At 43.6% G+C, this 20,926-nt stretch carries 14 protein-coding genes and 2 tRNA genes; 5 read left to right on the forward strand and 11 right to left on the reverse strand.

What is annotated here, in order from left to right:
• Positions 1–176: 176 nt before the first annotated feature.
• Positions 177–1,784, reverse strand: coding sequence for a phosphoenolpyruvate carboxykinase (ATP) (pckA, locus tag BacF7301_RS02630; RefSeq protein WP_167959935.1), 1,608 nt, complete (start codon positions 1,782–1,784; stop codon positions 177–179).
• A gap of 281 nt (positions 1,785–2,065) precedes the next feature.
• Between pckA and upp the strand changes: the two genes are divergently transcribed.
• The gene (upp, locus tag BacF7301_RS02635; RefSeq protein ID WP_167959937.1) at positions 2,066–2,719 is read left to right on the forward strand and encodes a uracil phosphoribosyltransferase; all 654 of its coding nucleotides are present in this window, start codon (positions 2,066–2,068) and stop codon (positions 2,717–2,719) included.
• A 4-nt stretch (positions 2,720–2,723) separates the two neighbouring features.
• On the opposite strand, the gene BacF7301_RS02640 is transcribed toward upp, so the two are convergent.
• The 4 genes from BacF7301_RS02640 to BacF7301_RS02655 are packed head-to-tail and all read right to left on the reverse strand — an operon-like array spanning position 2,724 to position 7,779.
• Positions 2,724–3,599, reverse strand: coding sequence for a helix-turn-helix domain-containing protein (locus tag BacF7301_RS02640; protein ID WP_167967081.1), 876 nt, complete (start codon positions 3,597–3,599; stop codon positions 2,724–2,726).
• Between the two features lie 38 nt (positions 3,600–3,637).
• Positions 3,638–5,275 (reverse strand): efflux MFS transporter permease, encoded by a 1,638-nt coding sequence (locus BacF7301_RS02645; RefSeq protein ID WP_167959939.1) that lies wholly within the window; start codon positions 5,273–5,275, stop codon positions 3,638–3,640.
• Positions 5,276–5,327: 52 nt separating this feature from the next.
• On the reverse strand, positions 5,328–6,419 hold the full coding sequence (locus BacF7301_RS02650; protein WP_167959941.1) for an HlyD family secretion protein: 1,092 nt from the start codon (positions 6,417–6,419) through the stop codon (positions 5,328–5,330).
• Positions 6,420–6,447: 28 nt separating this feature from the next.
• The gene (locus tag BacF7301_RS02655) at positions 6,448–7,779 is read right to left on the reverse strand and encodes a TolC family protein (RefSeq protein ID WP_167959943.1); all 1,332 of its coding nucleotides are present in this window, start codon (positions 7,777–7,779) and stop codon (positions 6,448–6,450) included.
• Positions 7,780–8,167: 388 nt separating this feature from the next.
• Between BacF7301_RS02655 and BacF7301_RS02660 the strand changes: the two genes are divergently transcribed.
• Positions 8,168–8,764, forward strand: coding sequence for a DUF4890 domain-containing protein (locus BacF7301_RS02660; protein ID WP_167959945.1), 597 nt, complete (start codon positions 8,168–8,170; stop codon positions 8,762–8,764).
• 165 nt (positions 8,765–8,929) lie between these two features.
• On the opposite strand, the gene BacF7301_RS02665 is transcribed toward BacF7301_RS02660, so the two are convergent.
• Together BacF7301_RS02665 and ahcY are read right to left on the reverse strand one after the other, a co-directional pair.
• On the reverse strand, positions 8,930–11,452 hold the full coding sequence (locus BacF7301_RS02665; protein ID WP_167959947.1) for a YfhO family protein: 2,523 nt from the start codon (positions 11,450–11,452) through the stop codon (positions 8,930–8,932).
• 99 nt (positions 11,453–11,551) lie between these two features.
• The gene (gene ahcY / locus BacF7301_RS02670) at positions 11,552–12,982 is read right to left on the reverse strand and encodes an adenosylhomocysteinase (RefSeq protein ID WP_369805620.1); all 1,431 of its coding nucleotides are present in this window, start codon (positions 12,980–12,982) and stop codon (positions 11,552–11,554) included.
• A 171-nt stretch (positions 12,983–13,153) separates the two neighbouring features.
• Here ahcY and BacF7301_RS02675 point away from each other — a divergent pair, with 171 nt between their 5' ends.
• On the forward strand, positions 13,154–14,344 hold the full coding sequence (locus tag BacF7301_RS02675) for a sensor histidine kinase (RefSeq protein WP_167959952.1): 1,191 nt from the start codon (positions 13,154–13,156) through the stop codon (positions 14,342–14,344).
• A 78-nt stretch (positions 14,345–14,422) separates the two neighbouring features.
• Here the strand turns inward: BacF7301_RS02675 and BacF7301_RS02680 are convergent, their stop codons facing one another.
• Together BacF7301_RS02680 and BacF7301_RS02685 are read right to left on the reverse strand one after the other, a co-directional pair.
• Entirely contained in the window at positions 14,423–16,111 is a 1,689-nt protein-coding gene (locus tag BacF7301_RS02680) for a S41 family peptidase (RefSeq protein WP_167959954.1), read from the reverse strand.
• Between the two features lie 45 nt (positions 16,112–16,156).
• Entirely contained in the window at positions 16,157–17,146 is a 990-nt protein-coding gene (locus BacF7301_RS02685; RefSeq protein ID WP_167959956.1) for an adenosine kinase, read from the reverse strand.
• A 77-nt stretch (positions 17,147–17,223) separates the two neighbouring features.
• Here BacF7301_RS02685 and BacF7301_RS02690 point away from each other — a divergent pair.
• Positions 17,224–17,297: transfer RNA gene (locus BacF7301_RS02690), tRNA-Asn, on the forward strand.
• 28 nt (positions 17,298–17,325) lie between these two features.
• Positions 17,326–17,399: transfer RNA gene (locus BacF7301_RS02695), tRNA-Asn, on the forward strand.
• A 61-nt stretch (positions 17,400–17,460) separates the two neighbouring features.
• Here the strand turns inward: BacF7301_RS02695 and BacF7301_RS02700 are convergent.
• Together BacF7301_RS02700 and BacF7301_RS02705 are read right to left on the reverse strand one after the other, a co-directional pair.
• Positions 17,461–18,486 (reverse strand): GntR family transcriptional regulator, encoded by a 1,026-nt coding sequence (locus tag BacF7301_RS02700; protein ID WP_167959958.1) that lies wholly within the window; start codon positions 18,484–18,486, stop codon positions 17,461–17,463.
• A 131-nt stretch (positions 18,487–18,617) separates the two neighbouring features.
• Positions 18,618–20,900: an FAD-dependent oxidoreductase gene (locus BacF7301_RS02705; protein ID WP_167959960.1), complete on the reverse strand. Its 2,283-nt coding sequence runs from the start codon at positions 20,898–20,900 to the stop codon at positions 18,618–18,620.
• Positions 20,901–20,926: the final 26 nt, after the last annotated feature.

A 20,926-nucleotide genomic window follows, 5' to 3' on the forward strand; every position in this document is an offset into this window, starting at 1 on the left:
ATAAAATCGAATAAGAAACAAACTACAATAGAATAGAAAAACGAAAGACATACTTGACGTCCATAAGAAACATAATTGAAGATGTAAACATTCTTATGCGAACTATCTGAAAGCATCCTAACACAAAAAGGCGGCTCCTTTCGGAACCGCCTTCTGCAATATATCTAATATATAAATTAGAGTTTCGGACCAGCAGCAACCAAAGCTTTACCAGCTTCGTTACCTGTAAACTTAGCGAAGTTCTTGATGAAACGTCCAGCCAAGTCTTTTGCTTTTTCTTCCCATTGGCAAGCACATTCGTAAGTGTCGCGCGGGTCAAGGATTTTCGGATCAACACCCGGAAGTTCTGTAGGAACAACGAAGTCGAAGTAAGGCATAACCTTAGTCGGAGCTTTGTCGATAGAACCGTCAAGGATAGCGTCGATGATACCACGAGTATCTTTGATAGAGATACGTTTGCCAGTACCATTCCAACCTGTGTTAACCAAGTATGCTTTAGCACCTGTTTTTTCCATCTTCTTCACCAGTTCTTCACCGTATTTAGTCGGGTGCAGAGACAAGAAAGCAGCACCGAAACAAGCAGAGAATGTCGGAGTCGGTTCAGTGATACCACGTTCTGTACCAGCCAATTTAGCTGTAAAACCAGACAAGAAGTAATATTTAGTTTGTTCAGCGTTCAGAATAGATACCGGAGGCAATACACCGAATGCGTCAGCAGACAAGAAAATAACTTGTTTTGCGTGAGGACCTTTAGACACCGGTTTAACGATGTTTTCGATGTGATAGATAGGATAAGAAACACGAGTGTTTTCAGTTACTGACTTATCAGCGAAGTTGATTTCGCCTTCAGCGTTAACTGTACAGTTTTCCAACAGAGCGTCGCGTTTGATAGCATTCCAGATGTCCGGTTCGCTTTCTTTATCCAAGTTGATAACTTTAGCGTAGCAACCACCTTCGAAGTTGAATACACCTTCGTCATCCCATCCGTGTTCGTCATCACCGATCAACAGACGTTTCGGGTCAGTAGACAAAGTAGTCTTACCTGTACCGGACAGACCGAAGAAAATAGCAGAGCTCTTACCTTCTTTATCTGTGTTAGCAGAGCAGTGCATAGAAGCCATACCGTTCAAAGGCAGCAAGTAGTTCATGTAAGAGAACATACCTTTCTTCATTTCACCACCGTACCAAGTATTCAGGATAACCTGGATCTTTTCAGTCAAGTTGAATACAACTGCAGTTTCTGAGTTCAAGCCCAGTTCTTTGTAGTTTTCAACTTTAGCCTTAGAAGCGTTCATGATAACGAAATCAGGTTCACCGAAGTTAGCCAGTTCTTCAGCAGTCGGACGGATGAACATGTTTGTTACGAAATGAGCCTGCCATGCTACTTCCATGATGAAGCGCAGTTTCAAGCGAGAGTTTTCGTTAGCACCACAGAAAGCGTCAACAACGAACAGTCTCTTGTTAGAAAGTTCTTTAGTTGCCAAATCTTTCACAGCTGCCCAACATTTTGCGTCAACCGGCTTGTTGTCGTTTTTGTATTCTTCAGAAGTCCACCAAACTGTATTTTCGCTGGTTTCGTCTTTTACAAAGAATTTATCTTTAGGAGAACGTCCTGTATAAACGCCAGTCATAACGTTTACAGCGCCCATGTTAGTTACCTGGCCTTTTTCAAAACCTTCCAAACCCGGTTTTGTTTCTTCAGCGAACAAAACGTCATAAGACGGATTGTGCAGAATCTCGGTCACGCCTGTGATACCGTACTTGCTTAAATCTAAATTTGCCATTTTCTTTTGAATTAATTTAAATTGGTATTTTGTTTTATTATCTCTTTTACCTTAACATGGGGAGCTTTGGATAGCCCCTTGTAAATCCGGGTACAAAAGTAATACTTTCTTTGGAAAGGAAGAAGGGATTAGAGAAATTTTTCCCTAATTGAATCTCTTTTATAAATTCCTAACAATATCTGCAAACTGAATATTGCAATTTGAAAGATTATCGTTTACTTTGCAAGTCAGTATGATATCAGGACTATGAAAATGAGATTAAATTATGATTAAACTATAATATGAAAGTAATTGATTTTAGCAAAACAAATTCGATTCTAAACCAGTACATATCCGAAATCAGAAATGTAGAAGTTCAGAATGACCGCCTGCGTTTCCGCCGCAATATAGAGCGTATCGGAGAAATCATGGCCTACGAAATGAGCAAGGAGTTTACGTACTCGGTAAAGAATGTCCGGACACCACTGGGCACCGCTCCGGTCAGCACACCGGACAACCAATTAGTAATCAGCACTATTCTGCGTGCCGGGCTTCCCTTTCACCAGGGCTTTCTGAGCTACTTTGACGGAGCGGAAAACGCATTCGTTTCTGCCTACCGCAAATACAAGGATACGTTGAAATTCGATATACATATAGAATATATCGCTTCGCCGCGTATCGACGACAAAACGCTGATTATCACCGACCCTATGCTGGCAACGGGCGGTAGCATGGAACTTAGTTACCAGGCAATGCTGACCAAAGGTCATCCCGCCGAGATTCACGTAGCTTCTATTATCGCCAGCCAACAGGCCATCGACCATATAAAAAATATATTCCCCGAAGACAAAACTACCATTTGGTGTGCGGCTATCGACCCCGAAATCAACGAACATTCTTATATTGTTCCCGGATTGGGCGACGCAGGCGACCTTGCCTACGGAGAAAAAGAATAATTCCTTAAAGATTCTTCCGATACTGCTGTGGCGACATCCCCATTTGCTTCTTAAAGAATGTACCGAAATAAGAAGCATTGGGGAAGCCGAAAGCGTTCGAAATCTCCTGGATGTCCTGTTGGGTATTTTTCAGCAACGAGATACTTTTGCGTATAATCGCCTTAAACACAAGTTCCTGTACCGTATATCCGCAAATGCTCTTGGACACCGCAGAAAGATATTTCGGAGACAAACAGAGTTTATCCGCGTAAAATTCCACTCCCCGCTCCTGCATATAATATTTCTCGATCAACTGAATCAAACGGATAAAGACTTCATTCTTCCGTCCGCCTATTTCCTCTCCGTCATTGACCAATTTGCGGTTGTAAATAGAACAAATCCTGTAGGTTAATGCAAGCAGGAGTAATTTCTGCTCATAAAGTTTAAACGAATTGTTTTCTATCTGCAAAGCGCTGTCCAATAAGGACATATATTTTGTAATCTCCTCTTCCTCACCGGTGGCCCAAACACAACAAGGTTCTTCGGGAGTAATCCGTGAGTACATATACATGGTCACCACCGCATTGCCCATAATATCCCGTATAGGCTCTATCTGATAAATCAGGATCTGCACTTCCATATCTTCCGATTCCTGAAGCACAAGAAACTCGCCTTCCTCGGGAATAAACAGACTCTCACCCGCTTTAGCGGAATGAATTTTCTGATTAAGAGAGAACTGGAAGTTGCCCCGATGACATATTATCACACCCAGTCCCTTCATCCGGAAAAGGCTTTTCAGAGAAGAGGGGAAGGTTATAAATATACCTTGCGAACTACATATATTTTTTCCGCTCAACAAATCACGGTCAAATTGTAATAAACGGTCTTGTTGGGTATCCATCATGCAAACATATTAACAAATCATTATCTAAAACGACGCTAAGTTACTAATTTTCGTTTAGGATAAGGAACAACAAGCACAAATATCATACAAATTAACCCGCCATACAACGTCCAGCCCGCCATTTCCTTGAGAGCCGAGAGCGTAGCTTGTACCTGAATCCGCCCCTTGGTAGATATAGCAGCCATATTGCGGGCTTCCGTTTCGCTTTTTCCCTGATATTTCATCCCTTGCACCGTACCGAGGAAGGAAGCGGAAGCATCAGGATTCAGCAAGTCGACATTCTGCGCATAACGGGTGACATAATGTTGCTGCCGCTCCTGCAGCACATTCGAGTAAATTGCTCCCCCGATGCCGGGCCCCAGCACCATACGCACGGTAAGCATGATACAAATCCAGGTGGAAAGGTATTTGAAAGGCATACGCTGATTGGCATAAGCCGCTGTCAGAGCATACAAAATCATCATGCCAGTGGCACGAATAATCACTGCATACTTCAAGCGTTCATACATACCGGCTGTCTGTACTTCAAAATACATGAATACTGCCGACAGGGACAGGAAGAAAAATCCAAGGGCAAAAAGATACTTAAAGTGTAGCCCTTTACTTCCCAATGCCATGGCAATCACAGCACCAATAGCATAGCCTGCCATACACCAGTTGCCCAATGCAGCATTCTGCAAATTGTCAAGATGCATCCCAACGCCTGCAAATACGTTGACGAACATGGCACTGGAATTGATAATCATCAGTAGCAGGTAAAGCAAAGCTCCCATACGGATTGTGCGCAGTTTGAACGCATCCAGCAAAACATAAGGCGACCGGCGCGTGGCATCCATATAGAGAAAAATTCCTGCAAAGAGGATACTGGCAGCAGTTGCCCAACGAATGGATTCGTCATCGTACCAATCGAGCACTTTGCCGTAAACCAGCACATAAGTGAGGCACGTCAGCGAGATACAAAAAGCGGTGGCATTGCCGAACTTGCGGAAATTAATGGGAAAGCGGCCCGGAAATTTGTAATTGGGCATAGTGATCAATATGATTAGGATAGAAACCAGCAGAATCCCCATCATAAAGTAATACACGTATTTCCACTCATATTCAAAGGACAGCCAGGCGGTAAGCGCCGTGCCCGACTGTCCCAGAATCATAAAAAACAGATAAACCGCCGGCTGGCTTACACATCTCTCGATGTCCAGCTTATTCCACCCGGCAGCGTCTTTCGGCTCAAGGCCGGGAGTGATATTGCGGGTAGCTTCCATACCACCGGCATACCAGATAAGAGTAAACAGATTGACCATCATCAATACCATGCGCAGAAAACCTGTCAGCAGGCTGCAAAGCGCCAAAAGGAAAACGCTGTCGGTCTTGGCACAAATATAACTGAATATATACATCAACGCAAATCCGGCAATACACATCATCTTCTCCCGGCGCACACACACCAGTTCGTACAAGAACGGAGCAAAAGCCGCCATGCCGACAGAAGTTACAAAGTTGGCAAACTGGATATGTTCGGAGATGATGCCAAGTCCGCTCATCATCTCGGTGCTGTTCACCGAATAAACCCCGCCCACCGTAAGAATCGGCAGGAAGAAGAATAACAGGATGATAATACCCAGCGGTTTGGGCATCCAGTTATAAAAAGGATAATTTTTAGGATATGAGGGCATTGGGTCAGTAATAAGAGTCAGTAATAAGTTTGAGGCAGGTGGCAATGGATAGCTAGAGCTTGGCTTTAACCACCACCATCATACCGGCCACAAGCCGTTCGTTATCTTCTTCGGGCAAACCGGTAAAATCAATACGGACAGGAATACGCTGTTGTATCTTCACAAAATTTCCCGCCGAGTTATCTGTCGGTACCAACGAATATTTGGAACCCGTAGCCCCCGAAATAGAGGTCACTCTTCCCGTAAACTCTTTATCGCCAATAGCGTCTACCGTGACGGATACTTCCTGCCCGACATGCAGATTCTCGATTTGCGTCTCCTTATAATTAGCCACAATCCATTTTTGAGTATTGGGAAGAATATAGGTAACCGTCTGTCCTGCCGAGATAAATTGTCCTTCTTCGAGCGAACGGCGACCGAGCTTACCGTCACAGGGAGCCACTACAACCGTATAGGAAAGATTCAGGCGCGCCATTTCGAGTGCCGCCGTTGCCCGTTGAATAGCAGCTTCGGAACTCACACGGCGATAAGAAACCTCATCCACGCCGGAGAGTGCCGCCTTTTTCTGCCTTTGCACGGCTTCCAGTTTCTTGCGTGTAGCCTCATAATCCGTGACTATCTGTTCAAGCTGAATAGGAGTGGCGGCATTCCGTTTCACCAGATTCTCATATCGTTTCCGGTCTTTCTCCAGTTTAGCCAGACGTACTTCAATCTCGGCAATAGAGGCGTCATAGACGGATGCGGTGGTCTGCGTGGTGTTCAGTGTGGCATTAATAACCGTGGCACCGGCTTGCGCATCTTTCAGTGCAGCTTCGGCTTCCATTACCCGGATTTTATACTCACGGTCGTCGAGCACCATTAAAGTATCCCCTTTATGCACTTCCTGATGTTCGGTAAAGTAAATCTTATCAATATATCCCGATGCACGCAAGTTGATAGGCGATACATATTGCTCTATCTGCGCGTCGTTACTGGTTTCTGTCTGGCTATAATTCAGAAAAAGACAAACCACTTCGATTACTCCCCAGACAATAATAGCCACTCCCAAAAGGCTGACTGCGATCTGCCAACGGCGAAGTTTTTTCATCTTCTTCGCTTTCTCCTGGTGAGCTGCGGAAGGAATATTGTTTTCCATTGTTTCCATATTATATAATTCGATTGTTAGTTGCGTGTTATTTGACGATTGATTCTATCTGCCCGGTCAGTTTGAGCAACATCAGGTTGGTGACCCGGTAGTTATAATGCGCGCTGATATAGTTGTTCTGCGCTTCGCTCATCTGCATTTCATCTTGCAGCACTTCGGTCATTGAAGCGATCCCTTCCCGATAGCGGTCGGACGTGACGGCATATACCTCTTCAGCCAGTAAATAGTTGGCTTTCTGCTTCTTAAAGTTACGCTGGTTATTCATCAGGTCGTTTACCGCATTCAGATATTGCGTTTGCAGGTTCTTCCGGGCATCTTCCCACGCCAGTTTGCTATTCTCAATGTCAATCATCGCTTTCCTTATTTTATAGGTCTTATCCAGTCCGTCGAAAATTGGAACACGCAAGGTCAGCCCCAGCCCGTAGGAGCGAAACCAGTGGTTGGACGGGCCGGAGTGAAACCAATGGTAGCCTTTATCAGTATAGGCGGCATATCTCCAACTGCCCGTCAGGCTAAGAGAAGGGATATATCCGTTGCTGACCATCCGCTTTTGCCGTTCCGCCAATTCTATCTGCGACTGTGTAAGTTGCAGTTCGTAGAGATTTTCCGACAATCCGGTCAGGGCCACCGTAGTAATACTGTCGGTATTCACCGGTGTCAGTGCAAATTCCTTTTCGGCAGGATAATCCATTATATACTTCAGCATATTGAGTTGCTGCTTCATCATTGCCTGCGCATTGTCATATTGCACCTTCAGGTTTTCGAGATTGATATTTACCCTTTTCAAATCCACTTCCATAGACATTCCGTTATCAAAGAAAGCCTGGGTAATATCCCTCAACTCTTCCAAGCGGATGATATTCGCCTTTATCAACATAATCTGTTCGGCTGTGACTTGTCCGAGATAGTACATCTTGCTGATTTGAAGAATAATATCCTCTCTTGCCTTACCATAAGACAAGCGGCTGATTTCTTCCATGATTTTGGCAATGGACATGGAAGTATAAAGAGTCTGGTTGAAAAGCGGCATTTGCATTTCCAGTCCCGCATTAGCGGAATGTTGCAACGTCCGGGTTATATTATAGGGAACACCATAAGAGGAGCCGTCCGTTACAGATACCGGCGGATCAAAATTATTGTTGTAACCGGCGGCGGCACTAATCTGAGGCAACAACCTCGCCCGGTTCTCAGACACGCCATATTTGCTTTTCTGTATTTCTTTGCGTTTGCTTTCCAACGACAGGTTGTTATCTATACCTATCCGAAGGCAGTCTTCCAATGTCAGGGTTTCTACTTCTTGTGTTCTTCCATTTACGAAGAAGAAACCTAAAAAGGTAAAAATGAACAGTAGTCTTTTCATAATAGATGTTCTATAATTGGCTACAAATTTAGCGGGTTACGGCATATGAAGGCTACCCATAATCCGACTCTTTATATTCATATTTTCCTTTTTCAATGAAGGGCGATTCAAAGGCGATTAGTTTCAAAATTGTTTCTCCGGATGAAACATTTAGTTTCTCGGTGTGGAACAGTTGGTTTCTCGGTGTGGAACGAATCGTTTCTCGGTGTGGAACACTTAGTTTCAAATAGGGTTGAAACTTTTTTGTCCCCGAACATACTATGTACGCTATAACACAAAGCAGAACAAGCGCTTTGATAGACAAAAAATAGTGCTTAGTCGATTTTATTTTTATCTGTCCCGTTATCTGCTTAGCTTTGAGTGATTAAAACAAATAAAAGTAAGAGAGATGAATAAGAAAATAAAACTGATAGGGCTTGCAGTCTGCCTGACATGTTGCGCAGGCTTAGCCAATGCACAAGAAGCCAACGATTCGCAAGAAAGGCATCAGCAGGAGAAGCGACTGCCGCGGGAAGTTCCGAATCCGGAAAAGATAGCGACACAAATGACCAGGCAGATGAAAGAATCGTTGCAACTGACTGATAAACAATATAAGAAGATATACAAGCTGAATCTGAAAGAACAAAAAGAGTTTTTCAAGTCCATGCAAAATTCCGGTGAACGACGCCCGCCAATGGGCGGACCCGGCATGCGGGGCGGACGTCCGCCGATGGGTGGCGGTGGCGAGCCACCGATGATGGGTGAAGGCGGTTTCCCCGGAAGAGCGGGTGGCGGTGCGATGATGAACAGGGAAAGCAGTTTTGCCGATTCACAAAAGAAAGCGGCAGAAGCCAAAGAGAAGAAAATAAAGAAGATTCTGAGTCCGGAGCAATATGAGAAATGGCAAACGGAACAAGCTACCGCCCGTAAAAAAGCTTCTCAAAGAAGAGCCCCTAAAGACGGTCATTCCAGTGTCAGCCCGGTCTTTGACGAAAAGAAACAATAGATATAAATACTTTAGCATGTTTCAATAACAACACAACAGCGTTTGTTTTTCATAATTTTTTAGTGAATGCAAAGCGGCTCTCTTCGTGAGGAAGAGAGCCGTCCTTATTTTATAAGACTATCTTATACTATTAAGACTACCTTATATATATAAGGTATAATCCACTTATTCCACTTTGGGCTTCTTAGCTATCTTGCGCCGTCCCATCCATAACAAAACCATGACTCCAATGAGCAACAAAGCCAATGCCGCATAAGCAATACTTTCGGTGACATGAATGCTCTGCGGGTCGAACCACATTTCAATGGTATGTTCTCCGGCCGGTACGTTCATCGCACGCAAGATATAGTCAGCACGGGCAATGTCTGCCGGCTGCCCGTCAATAGTCGCCTGCCATCCCGGATAGTATATTTCAGAGAATACCACAACTCCGTCTTTAGGTGAAGAGGTCTTATAAATCAAGCGGTTCGGTTCGTAGCTAACCAAGCGGATAGTGGATAAGGAGTCCTTATATCCTTCTGCCACACCTTTCAGTTGATCCTTGAATTTCGCGTCTACCACAGCAGTCTCTGTCGGAAGAATATCATGCAAAGCATCAATTTCCTCGTTTGCATTGTTCACGTATTGCACTTTATCCACAAACCAGGCATTGCCGTAAGCATACGGATTTTGAACAGGGACAGGTTGTCCTTGTTCTCCGGCAGGGAAGATAAAGTATTTCGTGTTCAGCATATTCAGCACACGGAATTTGGAAGCATCTACACTGTCCATCTCACCGCCGGCAGTAGCCACAGCCTGATAAGTGGCCTGCATTTCAGGGGCGATATGATGGTCGATCATTTCCTGATAGCGACGCAGTTTGGCGGCATGGTAACCACCGACACTCTTATGCCAGTATGCCGTATTATTCTCATTAAACGTATTATTGGGGAAGCCTACGAAGTTCAACACACGGTAATCCAACGTAGTATCCTGAAGGATGATTTCATCCGCCTTTGTTTTAACAAATGCTTCCGCCTGTTTGGACTTCGGAACAAATTGTTCGTCATTCAAATAGCGTTTGTTGACTGTCCACATATCTATCAGACATAGAAGTGCGATACCCACCAAAGTAAAAGTGGCTTTCAACTTCTTCTGCTGATACAAGAATAAGAGGAAACATCCTACAATGATAATGAAGAAACTGCGCCATGCATCCGAAGAGATAATTGCTTCGCGCATTTCCGTCAGATTCGTCACAACCGGGGTAAGATGTTCTGCCGGAAGCCCTTGTTGCAAAGCAGCCATCTCTTGTGCCGTAACGAAACCGGAGAAGAAGGCACCCGGAGCAACAGCCAGAATCAACGCAACACCTGCTGTAAGCACCAAGGTTACAATTACTCCTGTACGGTTCTCTTTCAGTTTCAGGATTTCCGGCTTACTGAATATTTCCTTCAAAGCAAAAATCGCCAACAGAGGAATTGTAAATTCGGCAATTACCAAAATAGAAGATACGGCACGGAACTTATTATACATCGGGATATAATCTATGAAGAAATCCGTCAGTCCCATGAAATTCTTTCCCCAGGAAAGCAAAATCGAGAAAATGGTAGCTCCCAGCAATGCCCATTTGAGTGGCCCTTTCACGATAAAACAACCCAAGATAAACAGGAACATGACAAATGCGCCTACATATACCGGGCCGGCAGTCCACGGCTGGTCACCGAAATATTGCGGGAACTGCGAATAGATACTGCCATACATCGGGTTCGCCTTTGCCATAGCCGCTTCGCTCTGCGACATAGTAGCCGATGACGACCCGCCTTTCACATTCGGAACCAGTAAGGTCAATGTTTCACCAATTCCGTAACTCCAGTTCGTAATATAATCACGATCCAATCCACTGCTTGTCTGGTTGGCGGCTGGTCCTTCCTGCTTCAACTCGCTTTTGCCACGCATCGTCTCTTTGCTATACTCATACGTGTGGTACAGATTGGAGATATTGATACACACTCCCACTACGGCAGCCAATGCCAAAACCGCGCTGGCTTTGAAGAAATGCGGCAGTTCTTTCTTCTTATAAGCATCTTCGAAATAAGCCCCTACGATAAACAGGATGACAAACATGAAGTAATAGCTCATCTGAATGTGGTTGGACTGAATCTGAAGAGCGATGAATAAAGCTGTGACAATTCCCCCCAACAGGTATTTCTTCCGATAGGCCAGGACCACGCCCGCAATCGTAGGCGGTATATATGCCAGTGTCACAAATTTCCAGATATGTCCCGCAGGTATCAGTATAAAGAAGTAGGAAGAAAAAGCCCATATAACTCCGCCTAATCCCGCCAGCCATGCCGATATGCCGAATGCCCGCAAGAGGATATAGAATCCGAGCATCATAATAAAAGTCAGCACCACATAGTCAGGCAGGTAAAGCCGATAAACTTTTTCAACCCAGTTCAAGGGTTTCGTCGAGTCGTAACTTGGAGACATCTGATAAGTAGGCATACCGCCAAAGATGGCATTCGTCCAGCGTGTACGCTCTCCGGTGCGGTCACGATACTCTTTCGATTCCTGTCCGGCACCTACTCCGGCTACGGAATCATGCTGGAACAAAATACGGCCCTCAATATTAGCCGGAAAGAAATAAGCAAAAGACAGAATTATAAAAGCCAGAATGGCGATTAAGTCGGGAAGGAGTTTCTTCATATAATTAAGAATTGAGAATTGAGAATTGATAACTGGAAATTGAGAACCACCACACTTCATACCGCGCAGCTAATTCTCAATTTTCAATTCTCAATTTAATTAATATCTATAATGGTCGGCCTTATAAGGTCCGTCTACAGATACACCTATATAAGCAGCCTGTTCAGGAGTCAACTTGGTCAGTTTCACGCCAATCTTTTCGAGATGCAGGCGGGCAACTTCTTCGTCCAGATGCTTCGGCAAACGATATACATCGACTTCATATTTCTTGTTAAACAACTCAATCTGAGCCAATGTCTGGTTTGTAAACGAGTTACTCATAACGAATGACGGATGTCCCGTTGCGCAACCGAGGTTTACAAGACGACCGTCAGCAAGCAGGATGATACTGTGTCCATCCGGGAAATAATAGCGGTCTACCTGTGGCTTGATGTTCACACATTTGATACCCGGATAATGCTTCAAGGCGTCTACCTGGATTTCATTATCGAAGTGACCGATGTTACAAACAATAGCCTGGTCTTTCATTTTCTCCATATGGTCGATACGGATAATGTCAATATTACCGGTGGTAGTCACGAAAATGTTACCTTCAGCACAAGCATCTTCCATAGTTACCACTTCAAAGCCTTCCATAGCAGCCTGCAATGCACAGATAGGGTCTACTTCCGTCACCAATACACGTGCTCCGTAAGAGCGCATGGAGTGGGAACAACCTTTACCTACATCGCCATAACCACATACAACTACGACTTTTCCGGCAATCATCACGTCCGTCGCGCGCTTGATACCGTCGGCCAATGATTCACGGCAGCCATACAGGTTGTCAAACTTGGATTTCGTCACCGAGTCGTTTACATTGAATGCCGGGAACAGCAGTTTGCCTTCTTCCTGCATCTGATACAAACGGTGTACGCCTGTCGTTGTCTCTTCAGATACACCACGCATTTCTTCAGCGACACGATGCCAACGGGTATTATCTTCTGCCAATACTTTCTTCAGGATGGCATTCAGTTCGATTTCATCTTCAGCATGTACTTCCTTATCTAATACAGCCGCGTTATTCTCTGCGTCATAACCTACGTGAATCATCATCGTAGCGTCACCGCCATCGTCCACAATCACATTCGGGCCTTTACCATCAGCAAAGCTCAATGCCTGCAAAGTACACCACCAGTAATCGGCAAGCGTTTCACCCTTCCATGCAAACACAGGTACGCCTGAAGCAGCAATGGCAGCAGCAGCATGATCCTGCGTTGAATATATATTACAAGAGCACCAGCGGACTTCAGCTCCTAAAGCTACCAATGTTTCAATCAACACGGCTGTTTGAATAGTCATGTGCAACGAGCCCATAATGCGGGCACCCTTTAACGGTTTGGATTCTCCATACTTTTCGCGAAGAGCCATCAGGCCGGGCATTTCTTTTTCTGCCAAATCGATTTCCTTGCGTCCAAAATCTGCAAGCGTAATATCTGCCACCTTATAGGGCAGAGTAGAGAATAATTCTGTAGACATATTGTAAATCATTTAATATATAATGGTACAAAGATAGAACATTCTGATTAGTAGGGCAAAAGCTATCCGTTTTTTTTATATTATAATAACTTGGAAGGTCACCCGCTTTGTCGAAATAATGCCTTATATTTGCAACTGATAAAACAGTTTATACAACATTTAGTAAATAGCAGTAAGCCCTCTATGCGAAACTACGACAACAAAACAAAAGAAGAGTTATTAGAAATAATCGAACAATTAGAGAAGAAGACAGAATATCTTTCTTCCCAATCTGTATGCACTGATTCGGAACGTTTTCGTGAAAGATACGGCATGCGTATATTGGATGCCCTCCCCGATATGCTCACTGTTTTCGACCATGACGCTAATATTATCGAGCTTGCCTCTTCAGCCGCGACTAATCATGTGGAAGGGACTGATTCCGAAAGCATTATTTCTTCAAATGTAAAGGACATTTTGCCCAAGGAAGCGTACGAGAATGTACGCAGAAACATGGATAAAGTAATCCGTACCGGCAAAAGTTCGACTGCCAGGCATGATTTGGTACAGGACGGTATTCTGCATCATTACGAAAATCGCATCTTCCCTTTGGATGATGAATATCTGCTGTGTATGTGCCGTGACATATCCAAGCAATGGGATGCGGAGCAAACAAATGCCAGGCAGAAAAAGGAACTGGATGCCGCCAGGATAAAAGCCGAAGAGTCCGACCGGCTCAAATCTGCCTTTCTAGCCAATATGAGCCATGAAATCCGCACTCCGCTTAATGCCATAGTCGGATTTTCCAAATTGCTCGCATCTGCGGAATCCGCAGAAGAAAAGAACCAATATGCCGAGATTATCGACAGAAACTCGGAGATACTGCTGAACCTGTTTAATGACATTCTTGATTTGTCATCGCTTGAAGCCGGATCGCTCAAGTTCAATATCCGCCCTATCAAGTTAATCGACATTTGCCTGCAACTGGTGCAGCAATTCCATTATAAAACTCAAAGCAGTGTCAAACTCATCCTGGATGACGTAGATACGGATATGTATGCTTCCGGTGACTGGAATCGCGTCATACAGGTTATAAGTAATCTGCTTAGCAACGCCACCAAGTTTACTCCCAAGGGAGAAATTCACTTCGGCTATCTCGAAAAGGAAGATTTTGTGGAATTCTATGTCAAGGACAGCGGCATCGGCATTGCGCCAGAAAGAGCAGCTACCATCTTCCGCCGTTTCGGAAAAGTAAATGATTTCATACAGGGAACCGGACTGGGACTGACACTCTGCAGAATGTTAGTAGAAAAGATGGGCGGACGTATCTGGCTACGCTCTCAAGAAGGCAAAGGAAGCAGATTCTACTTTACTCTCCCGTTGGTTCGCGTCTAAAAAGATACTTTGACAAATAAGAAACGGTGGATAGCTCTTGCAATATAGCTATCCACCGTTTCTCTTATCTATTCAATCTCATTTCTTTGCAACCGGCGCACTCAGCATTTCTTTATACTTCACCGGATCATTCAGGACTTTTACAGCTTCCTTCAGTCCGTCATCATCTTTCAGTTGCTGGATGATATTACCGCGCTGATAGTAGTAACGCTTGATAATTTCAGAAGCAATCATTTTCTTTATATCGTCGGAGAAATAATCCAGGTCACGATCCAAATCATGGTTCAGTTTCTTTTCAAGTGCCTTGAATTCTTCCGAAGCATCCGTCATATAGCCTTCAAACTCCGCAGCTTCCTTCAACGTTTTCAGAATCTTCTCGCTTTGCTGGTCATATTTGAAATCGGCTTTCTTCACCAATGCTTTAAAGGCATTATAATCAGCATCCGTCACTTCAAACTTTTCAGGGGCAACAATCGTTGGATGATCCAGACAATATTGAGTGGCATAATCGAAAATCAGATTATCACGTACCAGATAAAACAGAATGTTCGGCAATTTCTCCTGCTTGATGACAATATCCGGCATTACACCACCGCCGTCACGGACTTCACGTCCGGCTGCCGTATGAAAAACCTGAGTCAGGCTATCGGGAATAGTTCCTACACTTCCGTCTTCATTACGATGCTTGTAGTCGATAGCCTGCACACAACGCCCGCTAGGTATGTAATATTTGGAGGTAGTCACCTTCATCGTTCCGCCGTAAGGCAGAGAACGGGGAACCTGCACCAGTCCTTTTCCGAAAGTACGGTTGCCAATGACTACCGCACGGTCAAGATCCTGCAAAGAGCCTGACAGGATTTCGGAAGCGGAAGCTGTCCCGCTATTTACCAGCACTGCAACCGGAATATCCAAATCCAGCGGTTCGCGCAATGTCTTATACGTATTGCTGGCTTGCTTGATTTTTCCTTTAGTCGTCACAATCACTTTTCCACGTGGCAAAAAATAGTTAGCTATTTCCACCGCTTCATCCAGCAGGCCACCGCCGTTTCCACGAAGGTCGATTACCAACGAAGTGGCTCCCTGTTTCTTCAAATCCAAAAATGCTTTCTTGAAATCTTTGGAAGGATTACCGGAAAAAGTACTCAAGTTGATGTATCCTACCTGATTATCGAGTACGGCAGCATAAGGAATGGAAGGATTCTGGATAGATTCACGCACAATTGTGAATTCCATCGGAGTGCGTCCGCCCTTGAGATTCGGGCGTTCCACTTTCAGTTTGAAACTGGTACCCGCTTGTCCGCGCAACATTTGGCTGACTTCCGCATTGTTCTTGCCTGCAAGGTCTGTCCCGTCAATCTCCATCAGGACATCTCCGGCTTTCAATCCGGCTTTCGCTGCCGGTGTGCCTTCGAACGGTTCGGAGATCATCGAGCGTTTCAGCTTGGTATTATAAGTAATGTATGATCCTATACCACCGAATGAGCCCTTAATCATCTGTTCCAGTTCACTCTGGTCTTCTTCCGGGAAATATTCCGTATAAGGATCGAGCGTGAAAAGCATATTGTCGATTCCTTCCCTGATTGTCTTATTCGGGTCGATCGTATCTACGTAGAACATGTCCAGTTCCTTCACAATCGCGTTAAATATATCCAGGTTCTTTGCAATCTGGAAATTGCGGTCGTCGCCACTCTTGAAACTAAAGAAAGCTACGGTAGCCATAACAGCCACTATAACGATAGCTACCCGCCCATTCAGCAATTTTTTCATACTTCTTTCAATATAAATGAGTTGTAAAAGTAACTCAATCCTTGGTTATTCCGCTAGAATCCTGTTAATATTTAACTTAATTTCATCCCAGCGTTCTTCTGGCATTGTTGTTCCGATTACCTGGATAACATTTCCCGAGAGAATGGAACCTATTTTAGCACACTTCTCCAACGAATATCCACAAGTCAAACCGTATAAGAAACCGGCAGCAAAATAGTCGCCTGCTCCGGTTGTATCTATCACTTTCCCTACCGGAATTGCGGAAACTTTGATTTCTTCCGTTCCTTTACGAATATAAGAACCGCTTGCTCCTACTTTCACGATAGCAATGCTGCACTTCTTGGCAATAATTCCCAAAGCTTCTTCCGGCTCTTTGCCTGTAAATGCTTTTGCTTCTTCTTCATTCGCAAAAACAATATCCACATACTTATTTATTAATAAGGAGAAAAATTCCAGGTCATTGGCTACAATATTATAGCTTGCCATGTCAAGACAAATCTGCAAGCCTGCTTCTTTTGCCAATTCAATGGCATGAAGAATCATTTCGTGATCCTGAACCAAATATCCTTCAATAAACAGGTATGCATATCCTTTAAACATATCCAGTGTCAGTTCTTCCGCTTTCAAGGAAGCAGCCGCTCCCAGATAAGTACCGAAAGTACGTTCCCCATCCGGCGAAATAAAAGTAGACGCGACGCCGGAAGGAAGTTGCTCCGAGGTCAATAATGTGTCCTCAATATTGTTTTTCTGAAGATTTTTGCGAAAATATTCTCCATAATGATCATTTCCTACTTTTCCTATAAAACCTGTTCCGGCACCCAGACAAGCCAGTCCGAGGATAGTATTTCCAGCCGATCCGCCCGTTGCCAAATGGGTTTTCATTTGCGAAAATTCCGAGTTAATCTGCTGTAACTTAGCGTCATCAATGAGTTGCATGCTTCCTTTGGGTAATCCCATTTCATCCAGGAGCGTATCATCCTTTAGGGTTGCAAGTACGTCTACCAGGGCGTTGCCCAATCCTATTATTTTGTCCATTTCAAATATTTTTTTTGCAAAGATATTGCATATTTCAAAAAAACCTACTACTTTTGCATCGCAATTGAGAAAAACATTCTTCCTTAGCTCAGTCGGTTAGAGCATCTGACTGTTAATCAGAGGGTCCTTGGTTCAAGTCCAAGAGGAAGAGCAAAGTTCAAAATCTCAGTTGCAAACATTCTTCCTTAGCTCAGTCGGTTAGAGCATCTGACTGTTAATCAGAGGGTCCTTGGTTCAAGTCCAAGAGGAAGAGCAAAAAAGAAGCCACCTAAGAGGGTGGCTTTTTTATTTGGTATCATTGATGAAGTATCTTTTTAAAGAGAATTACGTATAATCACTTTCGTCGGATTTCGTTTATAAATCGTATTCTTATCCAGAATAACAGAAGCTGCTGTTTTCCCCATCATCTCAAAATCCGTAGAAATAACGGTGATTCCTCCTTCCAGTATTTCTTTAACGGCAGTATCATTATAAGAAATCAAACCTATTTCCTTGCCCAACTCATATCCTTCTTTCTTAGCCAGTTTAATCAATGCCACATCATCCGTATCATATCTGCTGAAAGTAATATAGGCATTCCCCTTACGGAAATTCTTTTCTTCCACATTCGATTCTATCGAATAAGGCAATTCGCTCTTCACACAGTAATGTAGAAAACCATTAATAACCTGTTGGGCATGAATGGCTTCCGGGCGTGCTATCAAAATCAATTTCTCATATTTTTTCAGACGGTCCTGCAACTGTAAAAGACTACAATAAATATCATAGCCGTAATCCTGATAAATACAACTGTAATTACCGCTCAATCCTTGTTGATTATAATCTATGATGATTCTTTTTTCTGCCGGAATCAAGTTTAAAACATCTGTCACGTCTTCCTTCAGAAAAGTAGCTATAATATAATGTGTATAGTTACCCAAATTCTCTTTTATGAGTTTTTCAAAAACCTTATAGTTATGATGATGAAAGTAAATATCAATATCCCCTACATCTTTCAAAGAATTGAAAATTGAACGATAAATCTGCTCACGCATCACGTTCATCTTATCCAATAACAGGAATACATGATAAGAATGATTTATAGATACTTTTTTTACAAAATACCCCTTCCTGTAAATAGCCTCGATAACCCCCATTTCCAATAAGTAATTCAATCCTTTCAACAAAGTTTCCTTACTCATGTGCAACTGTGTCTGCAATTGATTCAGTGAAGGTATCTGGTCACCGATCTGAAGCGTACCATCTTCAATTAGCGAATTAATATAATCCACTAACTGAAGATACTTCATCCGTGAAGCTGGTTTCTTCTGTTCCGTTATATCAAGATTCTGGTTCTGCATTACTAGCAATACTAAATAAAATTTTAGCAAATATACTTAAATACCATGATAAAGCAAACGAATAGACAGACAAAATCCCAGACCTTTCCATGACTTTCCCAAGAATCATATTTTATTCAAAATATATTGAACTATTCATAGCACTTCACAGCAAATAAAGCCGCCGGGATTAAATCAGAAGGATGTTCCAAGACAATCTTAATCTCATCGGTCACCAGCTTCTCCGGAAATACAAACTCATTTATCGACTGGTGGTTGTCTGTCTTCTCATAAACCAACCGCCCCTCTCCATCATATATTTTATATTTCTCTACACAGAAAGGCATCTGATTCTCCGGATGTGTCATCTGAACCGTTTCCATCGGTTGGTCATAATCCGTATCAAAAAAGAGAGACATCTTTCCGATACGCACAGCCGAATCCCATCTGACCGTCAGAGCCGGAGCCGGGTCATTCAACTCTGCAACCCAGGCATTCGGTGATTGAACCGGACGATCAATGCCATTATCAATATTTGAAACAGAAAAAACATAGCAGTCTTTTTCTGACTGAACAGCGATGTTATGTCCACCGGGTCTTCGCTTCGGGCACCAAAATTCAAATTCCTCAATTCCGATATCCTCTTTAGGAGTCTGTTTTCCAAAATTGGACACAGCTTCATTAATAGTGTTAAACACAGACAAAACTCCGGTTATCCTCTCTTTGGTATATTGTAATTGCACCAAAGGATTTTTCTTGAAAACCAGGAAAACATACTGTTCTTCCGGCATCACCGCTTCAAAAGTCAGTTCCAGTTGTTGCTTACCTTGGCATAAAGAGACTGTTTTCGTTTCCAAAGTAACGTCCGGAGTATGATTAAACGGCTTACTGCTTACACGAAGTTCTACTTCCAACAGGGTTTCTTCAGAAACAAAAAGTCCAACTTTTACTTTTCCTAATCTATCCCCTTTATGCAAAGGAATCATTTGGGCTACAGACTCATCCAAAGCCTGCATCTCCCCATCTGCCGGAAAACCTTTAAAATGATACTCACTGGATGCAGCTAAAGTAGCTTTCTTTACCAGATTTTCTTCGTCCCTAATTTTCATATCAGGGATATACTGCCCCATTCTTGATAATCTCTTCTGTAATTCGGATACTTTACCTAAAGAATATACTTCTCTTGGAGAAATATTCTCCTCCAGGCACATCGCCGCAGCCACCGCCACAGCTTGAGCACTGTGCGCAGAAGTAGCCATCACACGAGTTGACCCGAAAGCTACATGCGATACGCTAATAATTCTTCCCGCAAAGAAAAGATTCTCAATTCCCCTGCTATAAAGACAACGGTAAGGAATCTGATATACCCCTTTCGAATGCCACTGATTACAAGCAGATTCCTCGCCAAACACACCGGCTGCCGGATGCAAATCAATACTCCATCCACCATAAGACACCGCATCTTCATGATGTCTTTGTTCTATGACATCCTGCTGAATCAGCATATAGTCGCCTTCAAACCGCCTACTCTCCCGTTTTCCGGGAATACAGCCTACCCATTCCAGCGTCATTGTTTCCGCTTCCGGATATTTGCCCGAATTCTTAATATAATCCCAGGCTCCATAAATAACTTTCCACAGTTCCCATTTAATCTGCTCCGTATCATGCACCGTGTCCAAGTCACCCCCATATTCAACCCACCATAATTTACAGCCATGTTCTTTTGCGTTGAAACTACGGAACCGGGGAACTGTCTTCGTTACGTCCATTGCATAAGAAGGAGCCACATATTTCACCGGCTGACCGGTATCCTTTGTATAAAAATACAAGCTGTGTCCCAAAAGCTCGCCATAATCCTCAGCCGGTGCAAACTTTTCGCCAAATTCCTCTCTGCTCTCAGCCCCCATACGGTAAGGAGCCCCGGCAAGGAAACCGACAACACCGTCACCGGAAGCATCACAAAACAAAGGAGCGGTTACTTCGTACATAGTACTGTTCTGGCTACAAAAACCTCTGACACTTTCTATTTTGTGACCGGCACTCTTTTTTACCTCATACACGCAGGTATTCAACAATAAAGTTATATTCGGTTCGCTCACCACCTTGTCAAGCATAACGGAATCAAAAATGATCGGATTTCCTTCCGGATTACGGAACGTATTTTCCACCATAATTTCATCTATTACACCGCCTTCACGTGCCCAGCGATTATTATTTCCCATATGAGAAGTTGCTCCGAGCATCCACAGCCTTATTTCGCTGGAACCATTCCCGCCCAATACCGGACGATCTTGTATAAGCACTACTTTCAGCCCTTGGCGAGCTGCGGTTATAGCAGCACAAACCCCTGAAATACCTCCGCCTACTATTACAAAATCAGCCTGAAGAGCATCCGTATTCAACATTCTCACACTATTAAACTTATCAAGTACCATCTTCTCGTATCTAATTAATTTTACTT

The organism is Bacteroides faecium (assembly GCF_012113595.1).
Classification (GTDB): Bacteria; Bacteroidota; Bacteroidia; order Bacteroidales; family Bacteroidaceae; genus Bacteroides; species Bacteroides faecium.